The 16265-nt window shown below is 64.9% G+C and carries 12 protein-coding genes; 6 read left to right on the forward strand and 6 right to left on the reverse strand.

What is annotated here, in order from left to right; translation table 11 throughout:
- Positions 1–1252, reverse strand: a 1252-nt coding sequence (pvdN, locus tag ACK1U9_RS03815) for a pyoverdine-tailoring periplasmic protein PvdN (RefSeq protein WP_449109713.1), incomplete at its 3' end; no start/stop codon positions are given.
- Positions 1253–1269: 17 nt separating this feature from the next.
- Positions 1270–2616 carry a pyoverdine-tailoring dipeptidase-like protein PvdM gene (gene pvdM / locus ACK1U9_RS03820; RefSeq protein WP_338459630.1) on the reverse strand — a complete coding sequence of 449 codons (1347 nt, stop codon included), beginning with the start codon at positions 2614–2616 and terminating at the stop codon, positions 1270–1272.
- A 345-nt stretch (positions 2617–2961) separates the two neighbouring features.
- Here pvdM and pvdP point away from each other — a divergent pair, with 345 nt between their 5' ends.
- On the forward strand, positions 2962–4581 hold the full coding sequence (gene pvdP / locus ACK1U9_RS03825; protein WP_108481747.1) for a pyoverdine maturation tyrosinase PvdP: 1620 nt from the start codon (positions 2962–2964) through the stop codon (positions 4579–4581).
- A 149-nt stretch (positions 4582–4730) separates the two neighbouring features.
- On the opposite strand, the gene ACK1U9_RS03830 is transcribed toward pvdP, so the two are convergent.
- From ACK1U9_RS03830 to ACK1U9_RS03840, 3 genes are read right to left on the reverse strand one after another with little or no spacing between them, the layout of a single operon-like run.
- Positions 4731–6134 carry an efflux transporter outer membrane subunit gene (locus ACK1U9_RS03830; protein WP_108481746.1) on the reverse strand — a complete coding sequence of 468 codons (1404 nt, stop codon included), beginning with the start codon at positions 6132–6134 and terminating at the stop codon, positions 4731–4733.
- A 3-nt stretch (positions 6135–6137) separates the two neighbouring features.
- Positions 6138–8102: a MacB family efflux pump subunit gene (locus tag ACK1U9_RS03835; protein ID WP_196174314.1), complete on the reverse strand. Its 1965-nt coding sequence runs from the start codon at positions 8100–8102 to the stop codon at positions 6138–6140.
- A complete protein-coding gene (locus ACK1U9_RS03840) occupies positions 8103–9275 on the reverse strand; it encodes an efflux RND transporter periplasmic adaptor subunit (protein ID WP_196174311.1) in 1173 nt (390 codons plus the stop codon).
- A 260-nt stretch (positions 9276–9535) separates the two neighbouring features.
- On the opposite strand from ACK1U9_RS03840, the gene ACK1U9_RS03845 reads away from it, so the two are divergent.
- The 3 genes from ACK1U9_RS03845 to ACK1U9_RS03855 all read left to right on the forward strand — a co-directional run bounded on the left by ACK1U9_RS03845 (position 9536) and on the right by ACK1U9_RS03855 (position 12058).
- Complete coding sequence (locus ACK1U9_RS03845; RefSeq protein ID WP_046615086.1) at positions 9536–10012, forward strand: sigma-70 family RNA polymerase sigma factor; 477 nt, start codon at positions 9536–9538, stop codon at positions 10010–10012.
- Between the two features lie 168 nt (positions 10013–10180).
- A complete protein-coding gene (locus ACK1U9_RS03850; RefSeq protein ID WP_046615087.1) occupies positions 10181–10660 on the forward strand; it encodes a response regulator in 480 nt (159 codons plus the stop codon).
- A gap of 72 nt (positions 10661–10732) precedes the next feature.
- Complete coding sequence (locus ACK1U9_RS03855; protein ID WP_108480227.1) at positions 10733–12058, forward strand: MFS transporter; 1326 nt, start codon at positions 10733–10735, stop codon at positions 12056–12058.
- A gap of 162 nt (positions 12059–12220) precedes the next feature.
- Here ACK1U9_RS03855 and ACK1U9_RS03860 read toward each other — a convergent pair whose 3' ends face one another.
- On the reverse strand, positions 12221–13903 hold the full coding sequence (locus ACK1U9_RS03860) for an electron transfer flavoprotein-ubiquinone oxidoreductase (protein WP_080958465.1): 1683 nt from the start codon (positions 13901–13903) through the stop codon (positions 12221–12223).
- 537 nt (positions 13904–14440) lie between these two features.
- Here ACK1U9_RS03860 and ACK1U9_RS03865 point away from each other — a divergent pair.
- Positions 14441–15190 (forward strand): electron transfer flavoprotein subunit beta/FixA family protein, encoded by a 750-nt coding sequence (locus ACK1U9_RS03865; protein WP_015271101.1) that lies wholly within the window; start codon positions 14441–14443, stop codon positions 15188–15190.
- The gene (locus ACK1U9_RS03870; protein WP_046615091.1) at positions 15191–16120 is read left to right on the forward strand and encodes an electron transfer flavoprotein subunit alpha/FixB family protein; all 930 of its coding nucleotides are present in this window, start codon (positions 15191–15193) and stop codon (positions 16118–16120) included.
- Positions 16121–16265 lie beyond the last annotated feature (145 nt).

Here is a 16265-nt window from a genome sequence, read left to right on the forward strand (position 1 = left end):
ATCGCTCGATCTCCGCCTCGGTATTCAACAGCCCAGGCGCCGTCCGCACCACCGGCCCGACATCCCGTGATACCGCATCGACCACGATGCGCTGGCTATTGAGATATCGGGCCACCTCGTCAGCATCCTGCCCCGTGACCCGGAAGAAGGTGAACCCCGCCGAATATTGCGCACTGCGCGGTGTCACCAACGCTATCCCTGGCAATGCCTCGAGCCGCTGCCTGAGATAGCCATTGAGCCCATGAATCCGCGCCTGCACTGCCGCCTTGCCCAGCTGCAGGTGCAGCTCGAACGCCTTGCCCAATGCCCAGCGATGCTCGAACGCGTGGTAGCCCCCGGGCGTCATCACCGTGGCGAAGTCCTCGTTCTCGGAAAACGTGGCAATGGTCGGGTTCAGCTGCTTCAGTTCGGTGGACGCCGCACAGATGATCCCGGTACCCCGCGGCCCGAACATCCACTTGTGCGTGCCGGCGATGAAGTAGTCGCAGTTGAGATCGGCAAAGCGCATGTCTTCGACGCCGAAGCCATGCACACCGTCGATCACATAAATGATCTGGTCCTGCTCGTCACGCTGGCGATTGACCTCGCGCACCAGCGCGCCGATCTCGCCCACGGGCAGTTTCACGCCACTGCCCGAGTGCACCCAGGTCATGCCCAGCACCCGGGTTTTCGGCCCGATGGCCGCCGCGATGGTGGCCAGTACCTGGTCGCTGTTGACCTTGGAGGGGTCTTCGAACAGGCGCAACCGGTGCACCGGTGTGCCATCGCGCGTGGTGCGAAAGCCCATGGTATGGCGGGCGGCCGAATGCTCGTGCACGGTGGTGAGAATTTCCTGCCCCGGGGCAATCTTCAGCCCGCCATAGATCAGCCCCAGGCCTTCGGTGGTGCTGCCGGTCAGGGCGATTTGCCGGGGCGTCACTTCGAGGTAGCGGGCCGCCCATTCACGCACGGCGGCTTCGTGCTTCCACTCCGACTGGCTGTCCCAGTCGACCATGCGGGCCGGGTGGCGGTCGAAGCGGGCACGCAGCGCCTCGATGGCTTCGCGCACGGGCCGTGGGTGCGAGGTGATCAGGAAGTTGGCAAAGTGCGCGTACGCCGGGTCCAGCTCGAACAGGTTGCGAAACGCGGCCCAGTCGCTGGCGGTGGCTGGCTGCGCAGCCGCCGCTTGGGCGGCAGGCGGCAGTGGGCCGGTGAGGGGCAGGGCGGCCGCAAGCAGGCCGACCTGCTTGAGAAAGGTGCGACGGTCGTTCATCAAATGGCTCGCAACGGTCAGGGGGATGGGGTGGCCACAGGTTGCGCGGCGCGCTGCACCTGCTCCCACACCCGCAGAAAATTGCCGCCCCAGAGCTTGGCGATATCCGCTTCGGAGTAGCCGCGGCTGATCAGTTCGGCGGTGACGTTGCGTGCTTCACTGGCGTTCTGCCAACCGTCGATGCCGCCGCCTTCGTTGAAGTCCGAACTCAGGCCGACATGGTCGATGCCGACCTTGCGCACGGTGTAGTCGATGGCGTCGCCATAGTCCTTGAGCGTGGCTGGCGGCTCTTCCTCGAGAATGCCGTACAGCGCGTTGGCGTACTGGCCGACCTTCTGCTCGGGCCAGCCGGCGATCACCGGGTCACCTGGCATCAGTGCGTAGTCGAGGTTTGCCAGTGGCGGCAGGTCGTAGTGGGCGCGCAGGGCGTTGAGTTTGTCCTGGGTCTTGCTGCTCAAGGGCTTGAGGTAGGTGGAGAAGGCCACCAGCTGGACCACGCCGCCGCTGTCCTTGATCAGCTGCAGCTCCTTGTCGGAGAGGTTGCGCCTGATGTCGACCATCGCCCGCGGCGCCGAGTGCGAGGCCACCACCGGCGCGCGGCTGAGGGCAACGGCCTGGGCCAGCGCCTTGCTGGACATTTGCGACACATCGATGATCACGCCCAGGTCGTTCAGCCGCTGCACGGCGCGCTTGCCGAGCGGCGACAGGCCGTCCAGGGCATCGGCGGTGTCATTGAAGAACGGCAGCGGGCGCGAAGAGTCGGCCCAGCTGTTGTTGCCCACGTAGCTGAAGCCGAACATGCGCACCCCGCGCGCGGCCCAGCGGTCGAGCTGGTCGATGTCATCGCCCAGCGCATAGGCGTTGAGCATGCTGAGGAACACCGCGAACTTGCCTTCGCCGTGCAGGCGCCGCATGTCTTGCGGGGTATAGGCAATGCCCACCTGCTGCGGGAAGTCGCGGACCATGGCGGTGATGGCGTTGTAGCGTACCTCCTGGGTGTGGCGGGCCGCTTCGACGAAGCCTGGGGTAGGGCGGTGCGGCCCACCGTCACCGGTCCAGGACTCTGGCCAGGCGAAGATGGTCAGGGCCGCGCCAGATAACCGCCCGCGTGCGGCCTTGGCCAGGTCGAAGCGGCCACCGCCATCCTTGTCGGCCTCGCTGCCTTCGGTGCCGAAGGTCAGCGGCAGGGTGACATGGCTGTCGAACGAGAGAATGCGTTCCTGCAGGTCGTTGGCCTGGCGGGTCACCTCCCTGGAATAGCCGGCGGGTGTGGCGAAGTAGTGCCAGGCGGCAAACCCGGCGCCAGCGGCAACCGCCGCGGCCAGGCTGATAAACAGGGCTTTCTTCCAGCGTGGAGTCGTCATCTTTGTCTCAGTAGGTTCACCGTCGAGGGATGGGCACAGAGGCCGCCGCTACTTGCAGTGAACGAGCTCGCACCCGGGAAATTTAGCTGCTGTCTGGTCGCTGGCGCAGGGCCCTGTAGGAGCGGCCTTGTGTCGCGATAGGGGTGCGCAGCGCCCCCAGGATCTTCGCACCCCTGCAAAATTGCCGGGGCCGCCTTGCGGCCCTTTCGCGACACAAGGCCGCTCCTACATTGACCGAGTTGCCCTCAGGGCGGGGGTGGCAAGCCGCTAAATTTCGCCTGCCGTGCAACGTTCTAGCCTTGGACGGGCCGTGCTCCATGGCCGCAATGAATGCACAGGTATGCAATGACGATTTCCCGACGCGGTTTCATCGCCAGTGTGGCATTGACGGGTGTGGTGGTGCCCGGTGCGCTGGGGGCGCTGTATGTGCAGCGCCAGCGTGCCGCCGAGGAATTCCCGGAAACCCCTGGCGAGGCCGTCGTCGAGTTGGCCGATACCCGCCTCCAGCAGTTGGGCGATACCCTGCGCGGCATCTGGCGCTGGACCCTGCAGGGCAAGGATGCGGGGCTGGATGGCCTGCCCACAGGTGAACTGGAGCTGTTCCTGGATGTGGCAACCAACGGGCGCGCCCTGCGCGGCTATCTGGATACCCCCGAGCGCCTGCGTGGGCGGGAGGAGCCACGCTACCGCGTGATAGGCGACCTGTTGGCGGACAAGCCGGGTACCCTGCGCTGGCGCCTGTTTTCGGCCCAGGCCCGCTATGAATGCCATATCGTGCTCGACGAGGTCTGGGGCCGGTTCGGCAACGCCGGGCCGGCGACTCTCAACGGGCGCATTGCGCGCCTGGACCGCGCGCTGACATTGCCCGTGGAGGACAACCAGTTCCTGGCCCTGAAGCGTACCTTCCCCGAGGCGCGCGAGCGTACCCCGCTGAAACCGCAACTGCTGGCCTGGCTGACCGCCCCGGAGCATCGTCTGTTCCACCAGCTGTGGCACTCGTCGCGGGACAAATGGCACAAGCTGGGCAAGGACAAGCAGGACGCCCTGCGTGGTCTGGGCTGGCAGCCCGGGCCGCGTGACCGCGAGCGTGATGCGCGGGGCCGGCACAAGGACCGCAACGGTTCGGGCGAGGACTTTTTCTTCATGCACCGGCACATGCTTGGTAACGCCCGTGCCTTGCAGGACCTGCCGTCATGGACGCGCTTCCCGCTGCCGCAGCCGGAGCTGGAGCGCGACCGGGCCGGATTCGCCCGCTACTTCGACAACCATGACGGCAATGCCCTGCCGCCCACCTGGCTGGCCAGCGGTGATGCGGAATACACCCAGTGGGTGCGCGACATCAAGACGCCGGATACCTTCCATGGCAACTTCCAGGTCTGGGAGTCACGCTACACCGACCCGGAGTACCTGAGCACCTTGACCCTGGGCCAGTTCGGTTCGGAAGTGGAGCTGGGCCTGCACGACTGGCTGCACATGCGCTGGGCATCGGTGCCGCGCGACCCCTCCAACGGCATGCCGGTGCCGACGGCGCGCACGCCGGATGATTTTGCCGAACGCTGGTTCGCCGAGCAGAACGATTTTCTCGGCGACCCGTTTTCATCCCATGTGAACCCGGTGTTCTGGCACTTTCATGGTTGGATCGACGACCGCATCGAGGACTGGTTCCACGCGCATGAGCGGCTGCATCCGGGCGAGGTGCGGCGCCTGGAAGTCAATGGCGTGCCATGGTTTGCGCCAGGGCGCTGGGTGGAGGTGGCCGACCCGTGGTTGGGGCCGGATACCCATGGCTGCTCGACGGTGCCGGGTTTGCGGCCCGGGCGCAGTGTAGAGATGGACCCGGAGACCATGAAGCTGGCGTTGCGCATCATCTACAGCGATGACGACCTGCTCGACAAGCTGCGGCCCAAGGTACCGCAGCGGCCGTGGTATGCGCGCAACCTGAAGGTGGCGCAGCGCTCGCTTTGACTGGGGGCGCTCTGCGCCCCTTTCGCGACACAAGGCCGCTCCCACATGACGGCGCATGGCTTGAAAACGGAGCGAACTGTAGAAGCTCTACCTGTGGGAGCGGCTTGCGTCGCGATGGGCTGCGCAGCAGCCCCAGAAGACAACACGGTTTACTGCCCGAGCTGCCACCCACCCCCCAATGCCTTGTACAACGCCACGCTACCCTGCAACCGGGCCAGGCGCAGTTGCGCCTGCTGGTCCTGCGCCACATACAAGGTGCGCTGGGTCTCCAGCACGCTCAACAGCGTCTCTGCTCCCGCGCCATAACGCTGCTGCGCCAGGTTGAACGCCAGGCGCGCCTGCTCCACCTCTTCATCCTGCCACTGCCGCTGGCGGTCAACGCCCTGGATCGCATTGAGCGCTTTCTCGACATCGGCAAAACCGGCCAGGATGCTGCTGCGGTAGGTCTCCAGCAACTCCATCTGTTGCGCCTCGGCCAGTTCACGCGCGGCACGCAGCCGGCCGTTGTTGAAGATTGGGGCAACCAGGCCGCTGGTGAGTGTGTAGTAGGAGCTGTCGAACAAATGGGCAAAGGTATTGGCGCCAGCTCCCAGATTGGCCCCGAGGGTGAGCTTGGGCAGCATGGCGGCGCGGGCGACCTGCACGTTGGCGCTGGCGGCGGCAAGCCGCGCTTCTGCTGCGGCAATGTCTGGACGGCGGGTGAGCAGCTCGCTGGGCACGCCGCTGCCAATGGCGGGCCATTGCAGGGTGTCGATCGCGTCCTGGCTGGTGGGTAGCGACTGCACCGGGTCGCCGAGCAGGGTCGCCAAGGTAACGCGGCTGTCTTGCCACTTCTGTTCCAGTAACGGTAGCTGGCGTTGCTGTGCGGCCACCAGGCTGCGTTGCTGGGCCAGTTCCAGGCGCGTGGCGGAGCCGCTGCGCTGGCGTGCCTCGACCAGGCCCAGCACGTTCTGGGCATTGCGCAGGTTGAGGCGGGCAATGCGCAACTGTTCCCGCAGGGCCAGGCCCTGCAGGTAACTGTCGGCTACCGCGCTGACCAGGGTCAGCTCCACGGTCTGACGGTCGAAGCGGCTGGCATCCAGGCTGCGCAGGGCGCTGTCACGGGTCGCGCGCAGGCCGCCCCAGAAGTCGATTTCATAGCTGGCGCTGAGCTGCATGTCGAACGAGGTGCTGGTAGGTTCGCTGCGGCTGACATCCAGCTGGTCATAGCCGTCACCGTGCAGCAGGCGTTGGCGGCTGCCGTCCAGGCCCAGCTTCAGCTCCGGCAGCAGCGGCGCGCCGGCGATGACTGCGCGTGCCTGGGCCTGGCGTACCCGCGCCGTGGCGGCAGCCAGGTCGTGGGCATTGTGCAGGGCGTGCTGTACCAGGCGGTCGAGTTCGCGGCTGGCGAAGGCTTGCCACCACTGTGTCGTTGGCAGCTGGGCCGAGGGTGATGCGGCCTCGCCTTGCCAGGCGGATGGCGTGGCGATGCCGCTGGTGGGGGGTGGCGGCGTGCTGCAGGCGGCGAGGCATACGCATAAGGTCAACAGGCTGATGCGGCTAGGCAGAGTCATGGGTTATTCGCTGGTAAGGGCTTTGACCGGGTCTAGGCGGGCGGCCTTGCGCGCTGGCATGAAGCCGAACACGATGCCGGTGACGACGGCGCAGGCGAAGGCGCCGAGCATCGCGGGCAGGGCAAAGGCCACCGCCACTTCGGCCAGCATCAGGCCGCCACCGATGGCCAGGGCCAGGACGATGCCGGCCAGGCCGCCGACCATCGACAGCATTACCGCCTCGCTGAGAAATTGCCGCAGGATGTCGCGCTGGCGCGCACCGGTGGCCATGCGGATGCCGATTTCACGGGTGCGCTCGCGTACGGTCATCAACATGATGTTCATCACGCCGATGCCGCCCACCAGCAGCGAGATCGCGGCGATCGCCCCCAGCATCAGCGACAGGCTGTTCTGCGTGCGCGCTTCGGCCTGGATCAACGCCGCGTCATTGGTCAGCTCGAAGTCCCGGCGGCCGTTGTGACGCTGGCGCAGCAGCTTGTCGATGGCTGCTTCGGCCTCGTCGACCCGCGTGGAGTCGAGGGCGGCAACGGCGATGTAGTCCGGGTCGCGCTGGCCGAACAGGCGGATGGCTGCGGCGGAGTAGGGCACCACGATGCGCCCGTCGCTGTCCTGGTCGCCAGAGCTGGCGCCCTTGCCGGCCAGGATACCGACCACCTGAAACGGCACATTGCCAATCAACAGGTACTGCCCCAGCGGGTCGCGCCCAGGGTCGAGCATCTTTTCCCGCACTTTCTGGCCGATCACCGCCACCGCGGCAGCGTTGGCTTCATCGGCATCGGTGTAGAAGCTGCCTTGCACCGCCGGCCAGTTGAAAATCTCGGGGAAGCCGGTGTTGTTACCACCCACATAGAACCGCTGGCTGTTGTTGCCGTGGCGCACCATCATCTTTTTGCCGATCACCGGCATCACGTGCTTGACCTGCGGCAGTTGGCCGATGGCGGCGACATCGTCGAGGGTGATGGTGCCGGCCTGCTCGCCCAGGCTCGCCGGCTTGCCGTTGAGGTAGAGGATATTCGACCCGAAGGCTGCCATCTGCGCCATGACCTGGCGCTTGCTACCTTCGCCCACTGCCAGCATCACCACCACCGAGGCCACGCCGATGACGATGCCCAGCAGGGTCAGGGCGGTGCGGAAGCGGTTGACCCACATCACCCGCCAGGCCGCTTGCAGGGCTTCGAGCAATTCGCCTTTCCACGCCCCGTGCAAGGTCGCGCCACGGTCCAGGCGCTGGCGCAACTGGTCGGCCTGCAGCCCACGACCGTCGTCGACCGTGGGCTTGTCGGCGGCCGAGTCGCTGATGATCAGGCCGTCGCGAATTTCGATCACGCGCTGCGCCCGCGCCGCGACGTTGCGGTCATGGGTGATCAGGATGATCACGTGGCCCTGGCTGGCCAGCTCGTCGAGCAACGCCATCACTTCGGTGCCGCTGTGGCTGTCGAGGGCGCCGGTGGGTTCGTCGGCGAGAATGATATGGCCGCCATTCATCAACGCCCGGGCAATCGACACCCGTTGCTGCTGGCCGCCAGACAACTGGTGAGGGCGGTTGCCGGTGCGGCTGGCCAGGCCCAGGCGGCCGAGCAGGGCGCTGGCACGGGCGTGGCGTTCGTTGGCGGCGATGCCGGCATAGATGGCCGGCATTTCGACGTTTTCCTGGGCCGAACCCGAGGGGATCAGGTGGTAGCCCTGGAACACGAAGCCGAACGCTTCGCGGCGCAGCCAGGCCAGTTCGTCGCTGCCCAGTTCGGCCACATCCTTGCCGGCGAAGCGGTAGCTGCCGGAAGTGGGGCGGTCGAGGCAGCCGAGAATATTCATCAAGGTCGACTTGCCGGAGCCGGAGGCGCCGACGATGGCGACGAACTCGCCGGGATGGATGCGCAGGCTGATGCCATGCAGGATATCGACCTGGGGCGTTTCGACCCCGCCGTAGGATTTACGGATGTCGACCAGCTCGATCAGGGGTGTGCTCATTCAACCTCCGCTGACGCCAGAGGCGCCGATCACCAGGCGTTCGCCTTCGTTGAGGCCTTCCAGCACCTGCACCCGCAGGCGGTCGCTGAGGCCGGTGCGCACCTGGCGCTGTTCCACCTTGCCATCGCGGGTCAGCACATGCGCCAGGCGCAGGCCATCGCCGTCGTCCAGCGCAGCCAGGGGTACGGTCAGCACCTGGCTGGCTTTGCCTGCGACAAAGAACACCTGCGTGGTCATCTCGGCCATCAGCGCGCCGTCCGGGTTGTCGACATCCAGCAGCACGCTGTACTGCACCACCTGGCTGCCAGCACTGCCATTGCTGACGCTGGCCGGGCTGCCGCCGCCCTGGCTGGCCTGCTCCAGGGGCTTGGGCGGGATCGGCAGCACTTGCCGCACGGTGCTGGTCCAGCGGCGCTTGCCACCGGCCAGGGTGGTGAAGTAGGCGGTCATGCCCGGGGTGACCTTGCCGATGTCGGCCTCCGACACCTGGGCCCACACGGTCATCGGCGAGAGCTTGGCGATGCGCAGGATCAACGGGGTTTGCTGTTGGGCATTGAGGGTTTGCCCTTCACGGGCATCCACCGCCACTACCGTGCCGTCCATCGGCGCATAGATGCGCGTGTAGCCCAGCTCGGCCTCGTCGCTGCGCAGGCTGGCCTGGGCCTGGCGGATCTGCGCCTGGAACATGTCGATGCGCGCCTGGGTGACCTTCAGCTGCGCGGCGGCCGTTTGCACGTCCTCGTCGCGGGTAGCGCCGGCGGCGGCCAGGTCCCGTTGGCGTTCGAGCTGCTGTCGGGCCAGTTGGAACTGCGCGCGTTGTTCGGCCAGCTGGGCCTTGAGGTTGTCGATCGAGTAGCGGCCGGCATCCAGCCGGGCCTGCTGGGTCGAAGGGTCGATCTCGACCAGCAGCTGGCCTTTGCGCACCGTGTCGCCGACCTCCACATGCAGGGTATGGATCTGCCCCGACGCCTGGGCACCGACGTCCACGTAGCGCCTTGGTTGCAGGGTGCCCAGTGCAGTGACGCTGCTTTCGATGTCGGCGCGGGTCACGGCAACCGTGCTGAGCGGCTGTGCGCCGTAGGGCAGGGTCTTCCAGGCCAGCAGGCAACCCAGGCCGAGCAGGCACAGGCCGCTGAGCAGCAGCCGGCGACGGGTGTTGGTTAAAGGTCTCATGCAGACATCCAGCCGAGGGGGTGCCAGATAGACGAAAGCGGCAGGGGGGGATTTAGCGGATATCGGATTGGGGCTGGCAGGTGTATGGCGGGAGGGGTGTGGCGCTAGGTCTCCCAGGCGCTGAAGCCCTCCAGCCATTCCCCTCTTGTTGCTGAGAATAATTATAATTTGTAAGATCGCACGCTGACATCACTCGGTCCCGCGTCGCTGCCTGAAAGGGCTTTCTGGCATAGGCTGGCAGGACGATCTCAGGTAACGTCGTGGAACATTACTATCGCGAACTGGTGGGCTTCCTTTCCGCGCGCCTGGGCAATCGTCAGGCCGCCGAAGATGTGGCGCACGATGCCTACCTGCGGGTGCTGGAACGCACCGACGCCGAGCGCATCGAGCACCCGCGTGCCTTCCTTTACCGCACCGCGCTCAATCTGGTGGTCGACCGCCACCGGCGGCATCAGGTACGTCAGGCCGAGCCGCTGGAGGTACTGGACAACGACGAGCGCTGGCACACCCCGGCGCCGACCCACGACATGCAGCTCGACCAGCGCCTTGCGCTGATGCAGCGCGCTCTGGAAGAGCTGAGCAAGGTCTGCCGCGACTGCTTCCTGCTGCGCAAGCTCGAAGGCCTGTCGCACCAGCAGATTGCCGAGCACCTGGGTATTTCCCGCAGCCTGGTGGAGAAGCACATCGTCAATGCCATGAAGCACTGCCGGGTGCGCATGCGCGAGTGGGAATCCTGATCGCCGGGTTGAATGCAGATGAAAATTCCGTCAGTCGATCACTTGATTTCCACGGTTTTCCCGACTTCTATCAAAGAAGACCCCTGCCAGGCGTAGCCTTGGCAGCAGCCGTTACTGGCGCAGTATGGTCATGGAGCCTACCCATCACCCAACTGCCCAGGTCCCACCATGGCCAACAAGACCCTGCGCATCCTCATCGCCGACGCACACCCGTGTCAGCGCCTGCAACTGGAGCGGCTGCTCAACGGCCTGGGCTACTACCGGATAGCGCCAGTGGACAGCTTCGAGGAGCTGCAGCGCCTGGTCCTGAGTGCCTTGCAGCCTTTCCACTTGCTGTTGGGCAATATCGAGCTGGCCAGCCATGTCGGGGTCGACCTGGCGCGCTTCTGTCGCGTCAGCACGCAGATCCAGCACGCCCTCCTTTATCACTCCAACCAGTTGCAAGTGCCCCTGGTGCCGCAGACCGAGCGCCAGGCCGTCAGCCTGAGCCTGCCCCAGGTGCCCGACAACGAGGCACTGGAGGCGTTCATGGCGATCATTGATACGCCACTGCTGGTCGGCAAGCTGCCGCTGCCGGGCACCATGCCGGTTGCCACGGCTCGGCCGCGGCCACGGGCCAATTTCGTCAACACCATGTTCAACCGCTAAAGCGGCGACGTACGGGGCACGGGGGCTGCTATTTGCTATCCTCTTGCCCTTTGCCGATTTGCGGACCCTGCCATGACTGCCATCGATACCGCTCGCCCGCCCCGGTTCAGCCGCGGCGACCACCGGACCCTGGGCCTGGCGGCGTTGGGCGGCGCGCTGGAAATCTACGACTTCATCATCTTCGTATTCTTTGCGCTTACCCTCAGCCAGCTGTTCTTCCCACCCGAGATGCCCGAATGGTTGCGCCTGCTGCAAAGCTTCGGAATCTTCGTCACCGGCTACCTGGCGCGGCCGCTAGGCGGCATCCTGATGGCGCACTTCGCCGACCACCTGGGACGCAAACGGGTCTTCAGCCTGAGCATCCTGATGATGGCCCTGCCGTGCCTGTTGATCGGGGTGATGCCGACCTACGCCGACATCGGCTATGCCGCGCCGCTGATCCTGCTGGCACTGCGTATCCTGCAGGGCGCGGCGGTGGGTGGCGAGGTGCCGAGCGCCTGGACCTTCGTCGCCGAGCACGCGCCAGCCGGGCGGCGCGGTTATGCCCTGGGCTTCCTGCAGGCTGGCCTGACCTTTGGCTATCTGCTGGGGGCACTGACCGCGACCTTGCTGGCGCAGTTGTTCACCCCGCAGGAAATCCTCGACTACGCCTGGCGCTACCCGTTCCTGCTCGGCGGGGTATTCGGCGTGATCGGCGTGTGGCTGCGTCGTTGGCTCAGCGAAACACCGGTGTTCCTTGCCCTGCGCGCGCGCCAGGAGCAGCCGGTGAGCTTCCCGCTGCGGCGGGTGCTGGGTGAACACCGTCGGGCGTTGATCCCGGCGGCGCTGCTGACCTGCGTGCTGACTTCCGCCGTCGTGGTGCTGGTGGTGATTACCCCGACAGTGATGCAGCAGCGCTTCGGCATGACTGCCGGGCACACCTTTGCCCTCAGCAGCGTGGGTATCGTCTTCCTCAACATCGGTTGCGTGCTGGCCGGGCTGCTGGTCGACCGCGTAGGCGCCTGGCGCGCGCTGATGCTCTACAGCCTGCTGCTGCCGGTGGGCATCGGCGCGTTGTATGCCAGCCTGGTGGGGCAGTGGGGCATGACCTGGCTGGCCTATGCGCTGGCGGGGCTGTCCTGCGGCGTGGTGGGCGTGGTGCCGTCAGTAATGGTCGGGTTGTTCCCGGCCGAGATTCGCGTGTCGGGCATCTCCTTTACCTATAACGTGGCCTACGCGCTTTGGGCCAGCACCACACCGCTGGCGCTGATTGCGCTGATGCCCTGGAGCCCGTGGGTGTGTGTCGGCTTTTGTCTGGTCATGGGCACAGTGGGGTTGCTGACGGCCTTGTATTTCGGGCGTCGGGAGCCATTGGCGTTTGCCGCGGAGCCGATGCCCATCATGTGTGGTGACAAATGAGCGTGTAATGGTCTTGGGGGCTGAGACAGACTTCCTGAGCCGGCACCACAGTGGGATGGCACGCGGACTTTGTAGGAGCGGCCAGTACAGCCAGAACAGGTAAAACAAAAAGCCCTCGGCTCGTGAGAACCGGGGGCTTTTCGTTAGCGCAGGGCAGGGGCCTTACATGTTCGGGTAGTTCGGCCCGCCAGCGCCTTCAGGGGTGACCCAGGTGATGTTCTGGGCCGGGTCCTTGATGTCGCAGGTCTTGCAGTGCACGCAGTTCTGCGCGTTGATCTGGAAGCGCTTGCTGCCGTCTTCCTGGGTGACCACTTCGTACACGCCTGCCGGGCAGTAACGCTGTGCCGGCTCGTCGTAAAGCGGCAGGTTGCTGGCGATCGGCACGTTCGGGTCGGTCAGCTTCAGGTGGCAGGGTTGTTCCTCTTCGTGGTTGGTGCTGGAGAGGAATACCGAGCTGAGCTTGTCGAAGCTGAGCTTGCCGTCGGGTTTCGGGTAATCGATCTTCTGCGACTCTGCCGCCAGCTTCAGGCAGGCGTAGTCCGGCTTGGTGTCGTGCAGGGTGAACGGCAGCTTGCCACCGAACCAGTTCTGGTCCACATAGTTGAACGCCGCGCCCAGCAGCGGGCCGAACTTGTGCATGGCCGGGCCGAAGTTGCGGCTGGCGAACAGCTCTTCGTACAGCCAGCTGGCCTTGAAGGCGCTGACGTAGCCGTTGAGCTGGTCACCGCCTTCGCTGCCGGCGCTCAGTGCGTCAGCCACCGCTTCGGCGGCCAGCATGCCGGACTTCATCGCGGTGTGGCTGCCCTTGATCTTGGCGAAGTTCAGGGTGCCCAGGTCGCAGCCGATCAGCGCGCCGCCGTTGAACACCATCTTCGGCAGCGAGTTGAAGCCGCCCTTGCAGATGGCACGGGCACCGTAGCTGATGCGCTTGCCGCCTTCGAGGTACTGGCTCATTACCGGGTGGTGCTTGAGACGCTGGAACTCGTCGAACGGCGACAGGTACGGGTTGGCGTAGGACAGGTCGACGATCAGGCCGACCACCACCTGGTTGTTTTCCAGGTGGTAGAGGAACGAACCACCGGTGTTGTCCTTGGCCATCACGTCCAGCGGCCAGCCGGCGGTATGCACCACCAGGCCCTGCTCGTGCTTGGCCGGGTCGATTTCCCAGATTTCCTTCAGGCCGATGCCGTAATGCTGGACGTCGGCTTCGCTGTCGAGGTTGAAGCGCTTGATCAGCTGTTTGCCGATATGGCCGCGGCAGCCTTCGGCGAACAGGGTGTACTTGGCACGCAGTTCCATGCCAGGGGTGTACATGCCGTCTTTCGGGTTGCCTTCGCGGTCGACGCCCATGTCGCCGGTGACGATGCCACGGACCACGCCGTTTTCGTCGAACAATGCTTCCTGTGCGGCGAAGCCTGGGTAGATTTCCACGCCCAGGTTCTCGGCCTGCTGGGCCAGCCAGCGGCACAGGTTGCCCAGCGAGATGATGTAGTTGCCCTGGTTGTGCATGGTCTTGGGCACGAACAGGTCAGGCACCTTGGTCGAACTGGCGGCATCCTTGAGTACGTAGATGTCGTCACGCTTCACTTCGGTGTTCAGCGGCGCACCGAGCTCTTTCCAGTCTGGGAACAGCTCGTTCAGGGCGCGGGGTTCGAACACCGCGCCGGAGAGGATGTGGGCGCCGACTTCAGAGCCTTTTTCCACCACGCAGACGCTGATTTCGCTACCGGTTTCGGCGGCCTTCTGCTTCAGGCGGCAGGCGGCGGACAGGCCCGCCGGGCCGGCGCCGACGATGACCACGTCGAATTCCATGTATTCGCGTTCCACTGGTTCTCTCCTACTCATCAAGGCTCGTGCTGTTGCTTTGTCTTATGGGTGCGCGGGGCATTCGCGGCGGTTCTACGCAACGGCGGAACTGTAGCTGGGCAAATGACGGACTACACCGTTTTGTCTTGGCCGCGCATTATATCTACACCACTTGGCGGGTCCAATACAAACGTTTGTTTGAATTTGCCGCAGGCCAGTAAAATCACAGGAACGCGGCTGGAGGGTGACCGATTTGCCGTATTGACCGGATTGGGTGTTACGGTCAAGATACGAGCGGTTTTACGTTCGCCGTAGGCTTGCAGCCGGGCGCAGGTACACCTCTAAAGACCAGGTGTGGAGCAGGGTTTTGCGGCCTTGGGCCGGTTTGTAGTGGAGTTTACACGCCACGACAGGAAATGACCCGTGAGTATTTGTCGCAAGAGTCCGGACAAGACTGTTCGGTCACTGTGAAGTTACCGCCTCCCGGTACGTTTTTAGAGGTGCCCTTGTACCCACGCGCATCGCAGGGCTCTGCCCCTGGCGACTATCTATTCACCGGAGAGTAACGAGGAATCCATGAAGGTTCTTGTAGCTGTCAAACGAGTGGTCGACTACAACGTCAAGGTTCGCGTCAAGGCGGACAACTCCGGCGTCGACCTTGCTAACGTCAAGATGTCCATGAACCCCTTCTGCGAAATCGCCGTGGAAGAAGCCGTACGCCTGAAGGAAAAGGGCGTCGCGTCCGAGATCGTCGTCGTTTCCGTCGGCCCGGCCACTGCCCAGGAGCAACTGCGTACCGCCCTGGCCCTGGGTGCCGACCGAGCCATCCTGGTCGAAGCCGCTGACGAACTGAATTCCCTGGCCGTGGCCAAGGCGCTGAAAGCCGTTGTCGACAAAGAGCAGCCGCAGCTGGTCATCCTCGGCAAGCAGGCCATCGACAGCGACAACAACCAGACCGGCCAGATGCTGGCTGCGCTGACCGGCTTCGCCCAGGGCACCTTCGCCTCCAAGGTGGAAGTGGCTGGCGACAAGCTGAACGTCACCCGTGAAATCGACGGCGGCCTGCAGACCGTTGCACTGAACCTGCCGGCTATCGTCACCACCGACCTGCGCCTGAACGAGCCACGCTACGCATCGCTGCCGAACATCATGAAGGCCAAGAAGAAGCCGCTGGAGACCGTTACTCCAGACGCGCTTGGCGTTTCCCTCGCCTCCACCAACAAGACCCTGAAGGTTGAAGCCCCGGCTGCTCGCAGCGCTGGCATCAAGGTCAAATCGGTGGCCGAACTGGTCGAGAAGCTGAAGAACGAAGCGAAGGTAATCTAAATGACTATCCTGGTTGTCGCTGAATACGAAAACGGTGCCGTAGCCCCGGCCACCCTGAATACTGTTGCTGCTGCCGCCAAGATCGGTGGTGATGTGCACGTGCTGGTCGCTGGCCAGAACGTGGGCGGCATTGCCGAGTCCGCAGCCAAGATCGCTGGCGTGGCCAAAGTGCTGGTTGCCGATAACGCTGCCTACGCCCACGTGCTGCCGGAAAACGTCGCGCCGCTGATCGTCGAGCTGGCCAAGGGCTACAGCCACGTGCTGGCCCCGGCCACCACCAACGGCAAGAACATCCTGCCGCGCGTTGCCGCGCTGCTGGACGTGGACCAGATTTCCGAGATCATCTCGGTCGAGTCCGCCGACACCTTCAAACGCCCGATCTATGCCGGTAACGCCATTGCCACCGTGCAATCGAGCGCTGCCATCAAGGTCATCACCGTGCGTACCACCGGCTTCGACGCCGTGGCCGCCGAAGGTGGTTCGGCTGCCATCGAAGCCGTCGGCGCTGCGCACGACGCTGGCATTTCGGCCTTCGTTGGCGAAGAGCTGGCCAAGTCCGACCGCCCAGAGCTGACCGCTGCCAAGATCGTCGTTTCCGGCGGCCGTGGCATGGGCAACGGTGACAACTTCAAGCACCTGTACAGCCTGGCCGACAAGCTCGGTGCTGCCGTCGGTGCCTCGCGCGCCGCGGTCGACGCCGGCTTCGTGCCGAACGACATGCAGGTCGGCCAGACCGGCAAGATCGTTGCGCCACAGCTGTACATCGCCGTCGGTATCTCCGGCGCGATCCAGCACCTGGCCGGCATGAAGGACTCCAAGGTGATCGTGGCGATCAACAAGGACGAAGAGGCGCCGATCTTCCAGGTAGCCGACTACGGCCTGGTCGCTGACCTGTTCGAAGCGGTTCCGGAGCTGGAAAAGCTGGTCTGATCCGCCTGCTTCACTTATAAAGAACCCGGCCCTCGTACAGGGGGCCGGGTTTTTTTTGGTCAGTTTCCGCCCAATCGCCGGCAAGCCAGCTCCCACAGGTACGGCGCAGGTCTCAAGGGCGGTGCTGTACCTGTGGGAGCTGGCT

The organism is Pseudomonas sp. XP1 (genome assembly GCF_053557675.1).

What these genes read in the sequence shown, in the direction of transcription:
- ACK1U9_RS03865 (WP_015271101.1), top strand. Translation starts at nt 14,441, where the DNA reads ATGAAGGTTCTTGTAGCTGTCAAACGAGTGGTCGACTACAACGTCAAG.
- ACK1U9_RS03830 (WP_108481746.1), bottom strand. Translation starts at nt 6,134, where the DNA reads ATGACTCTGCCTAGCCGCATCAGCCTGTTGACCTTATGCGTATGCCTC.
- ACK1U9_RS03860 (WP_080958465.1), bottom strand. Translation starts at nt 13,903, where the DNA reads ATGAGTAGGAGAGAACCAGTGGAACGCGAATACATGGAATTCGACGTG.
- pvdP (WP_108481747.1), top strand. Translation starts at nt 2,962, where the DNA reads ATGACGATTTCCCGACGCGGTTTCATCGCCAGTGTGGCATTGACGGGT.
- ACK1U9_RS03835 (WP_196174314.1), bottom strand. Translation starts at nt 8,102, where the DNA reads ATGAGCACACCCCTGATCGAGCTGGTCGACATCCGTAAATCCTACGGC.
- ACK1U9_RS03840 (WP_196174311.1), bottom strand. Translation starts at nt 9,275, where the DNA reads ATGAGACCTTTAACCAACACCCGTCGCCGGCTGCTGCTCAGCGGCCTG.
- pvdM (WP_338459630.1), bottom strand. Translation starts at nt 2,616, where the DNA reads ATGACGACTCCACGCTGGAAGAAAGCCCTGTTTATCAGCCTGGCCGCG.
- ACK1U9_RS03870 (WP_046615091.1), top strand. Translation starts at nt 15,191, where the DNA reads ATGACTATCCTGGTTGTCGCTGAATACGAAAACGGTGCCGTAGCCCCG.
- ACK1U9_RS03850 (WP_046615087.1), top strand. Translation starts at nt 10,181, where the DNA reads ATGGCCAACAAGACCCTGCGCATCCTCATCGCCGACGCACACCCGTGT.
- ACK1U9_RS03855 (WP_108480227.1), top strand. Translation starts at nt 10,733, where the DNA reads ATGACTGCCATCGATACCGCTCGCCCGCCCCGGTTCAGCCGCGGCGAC.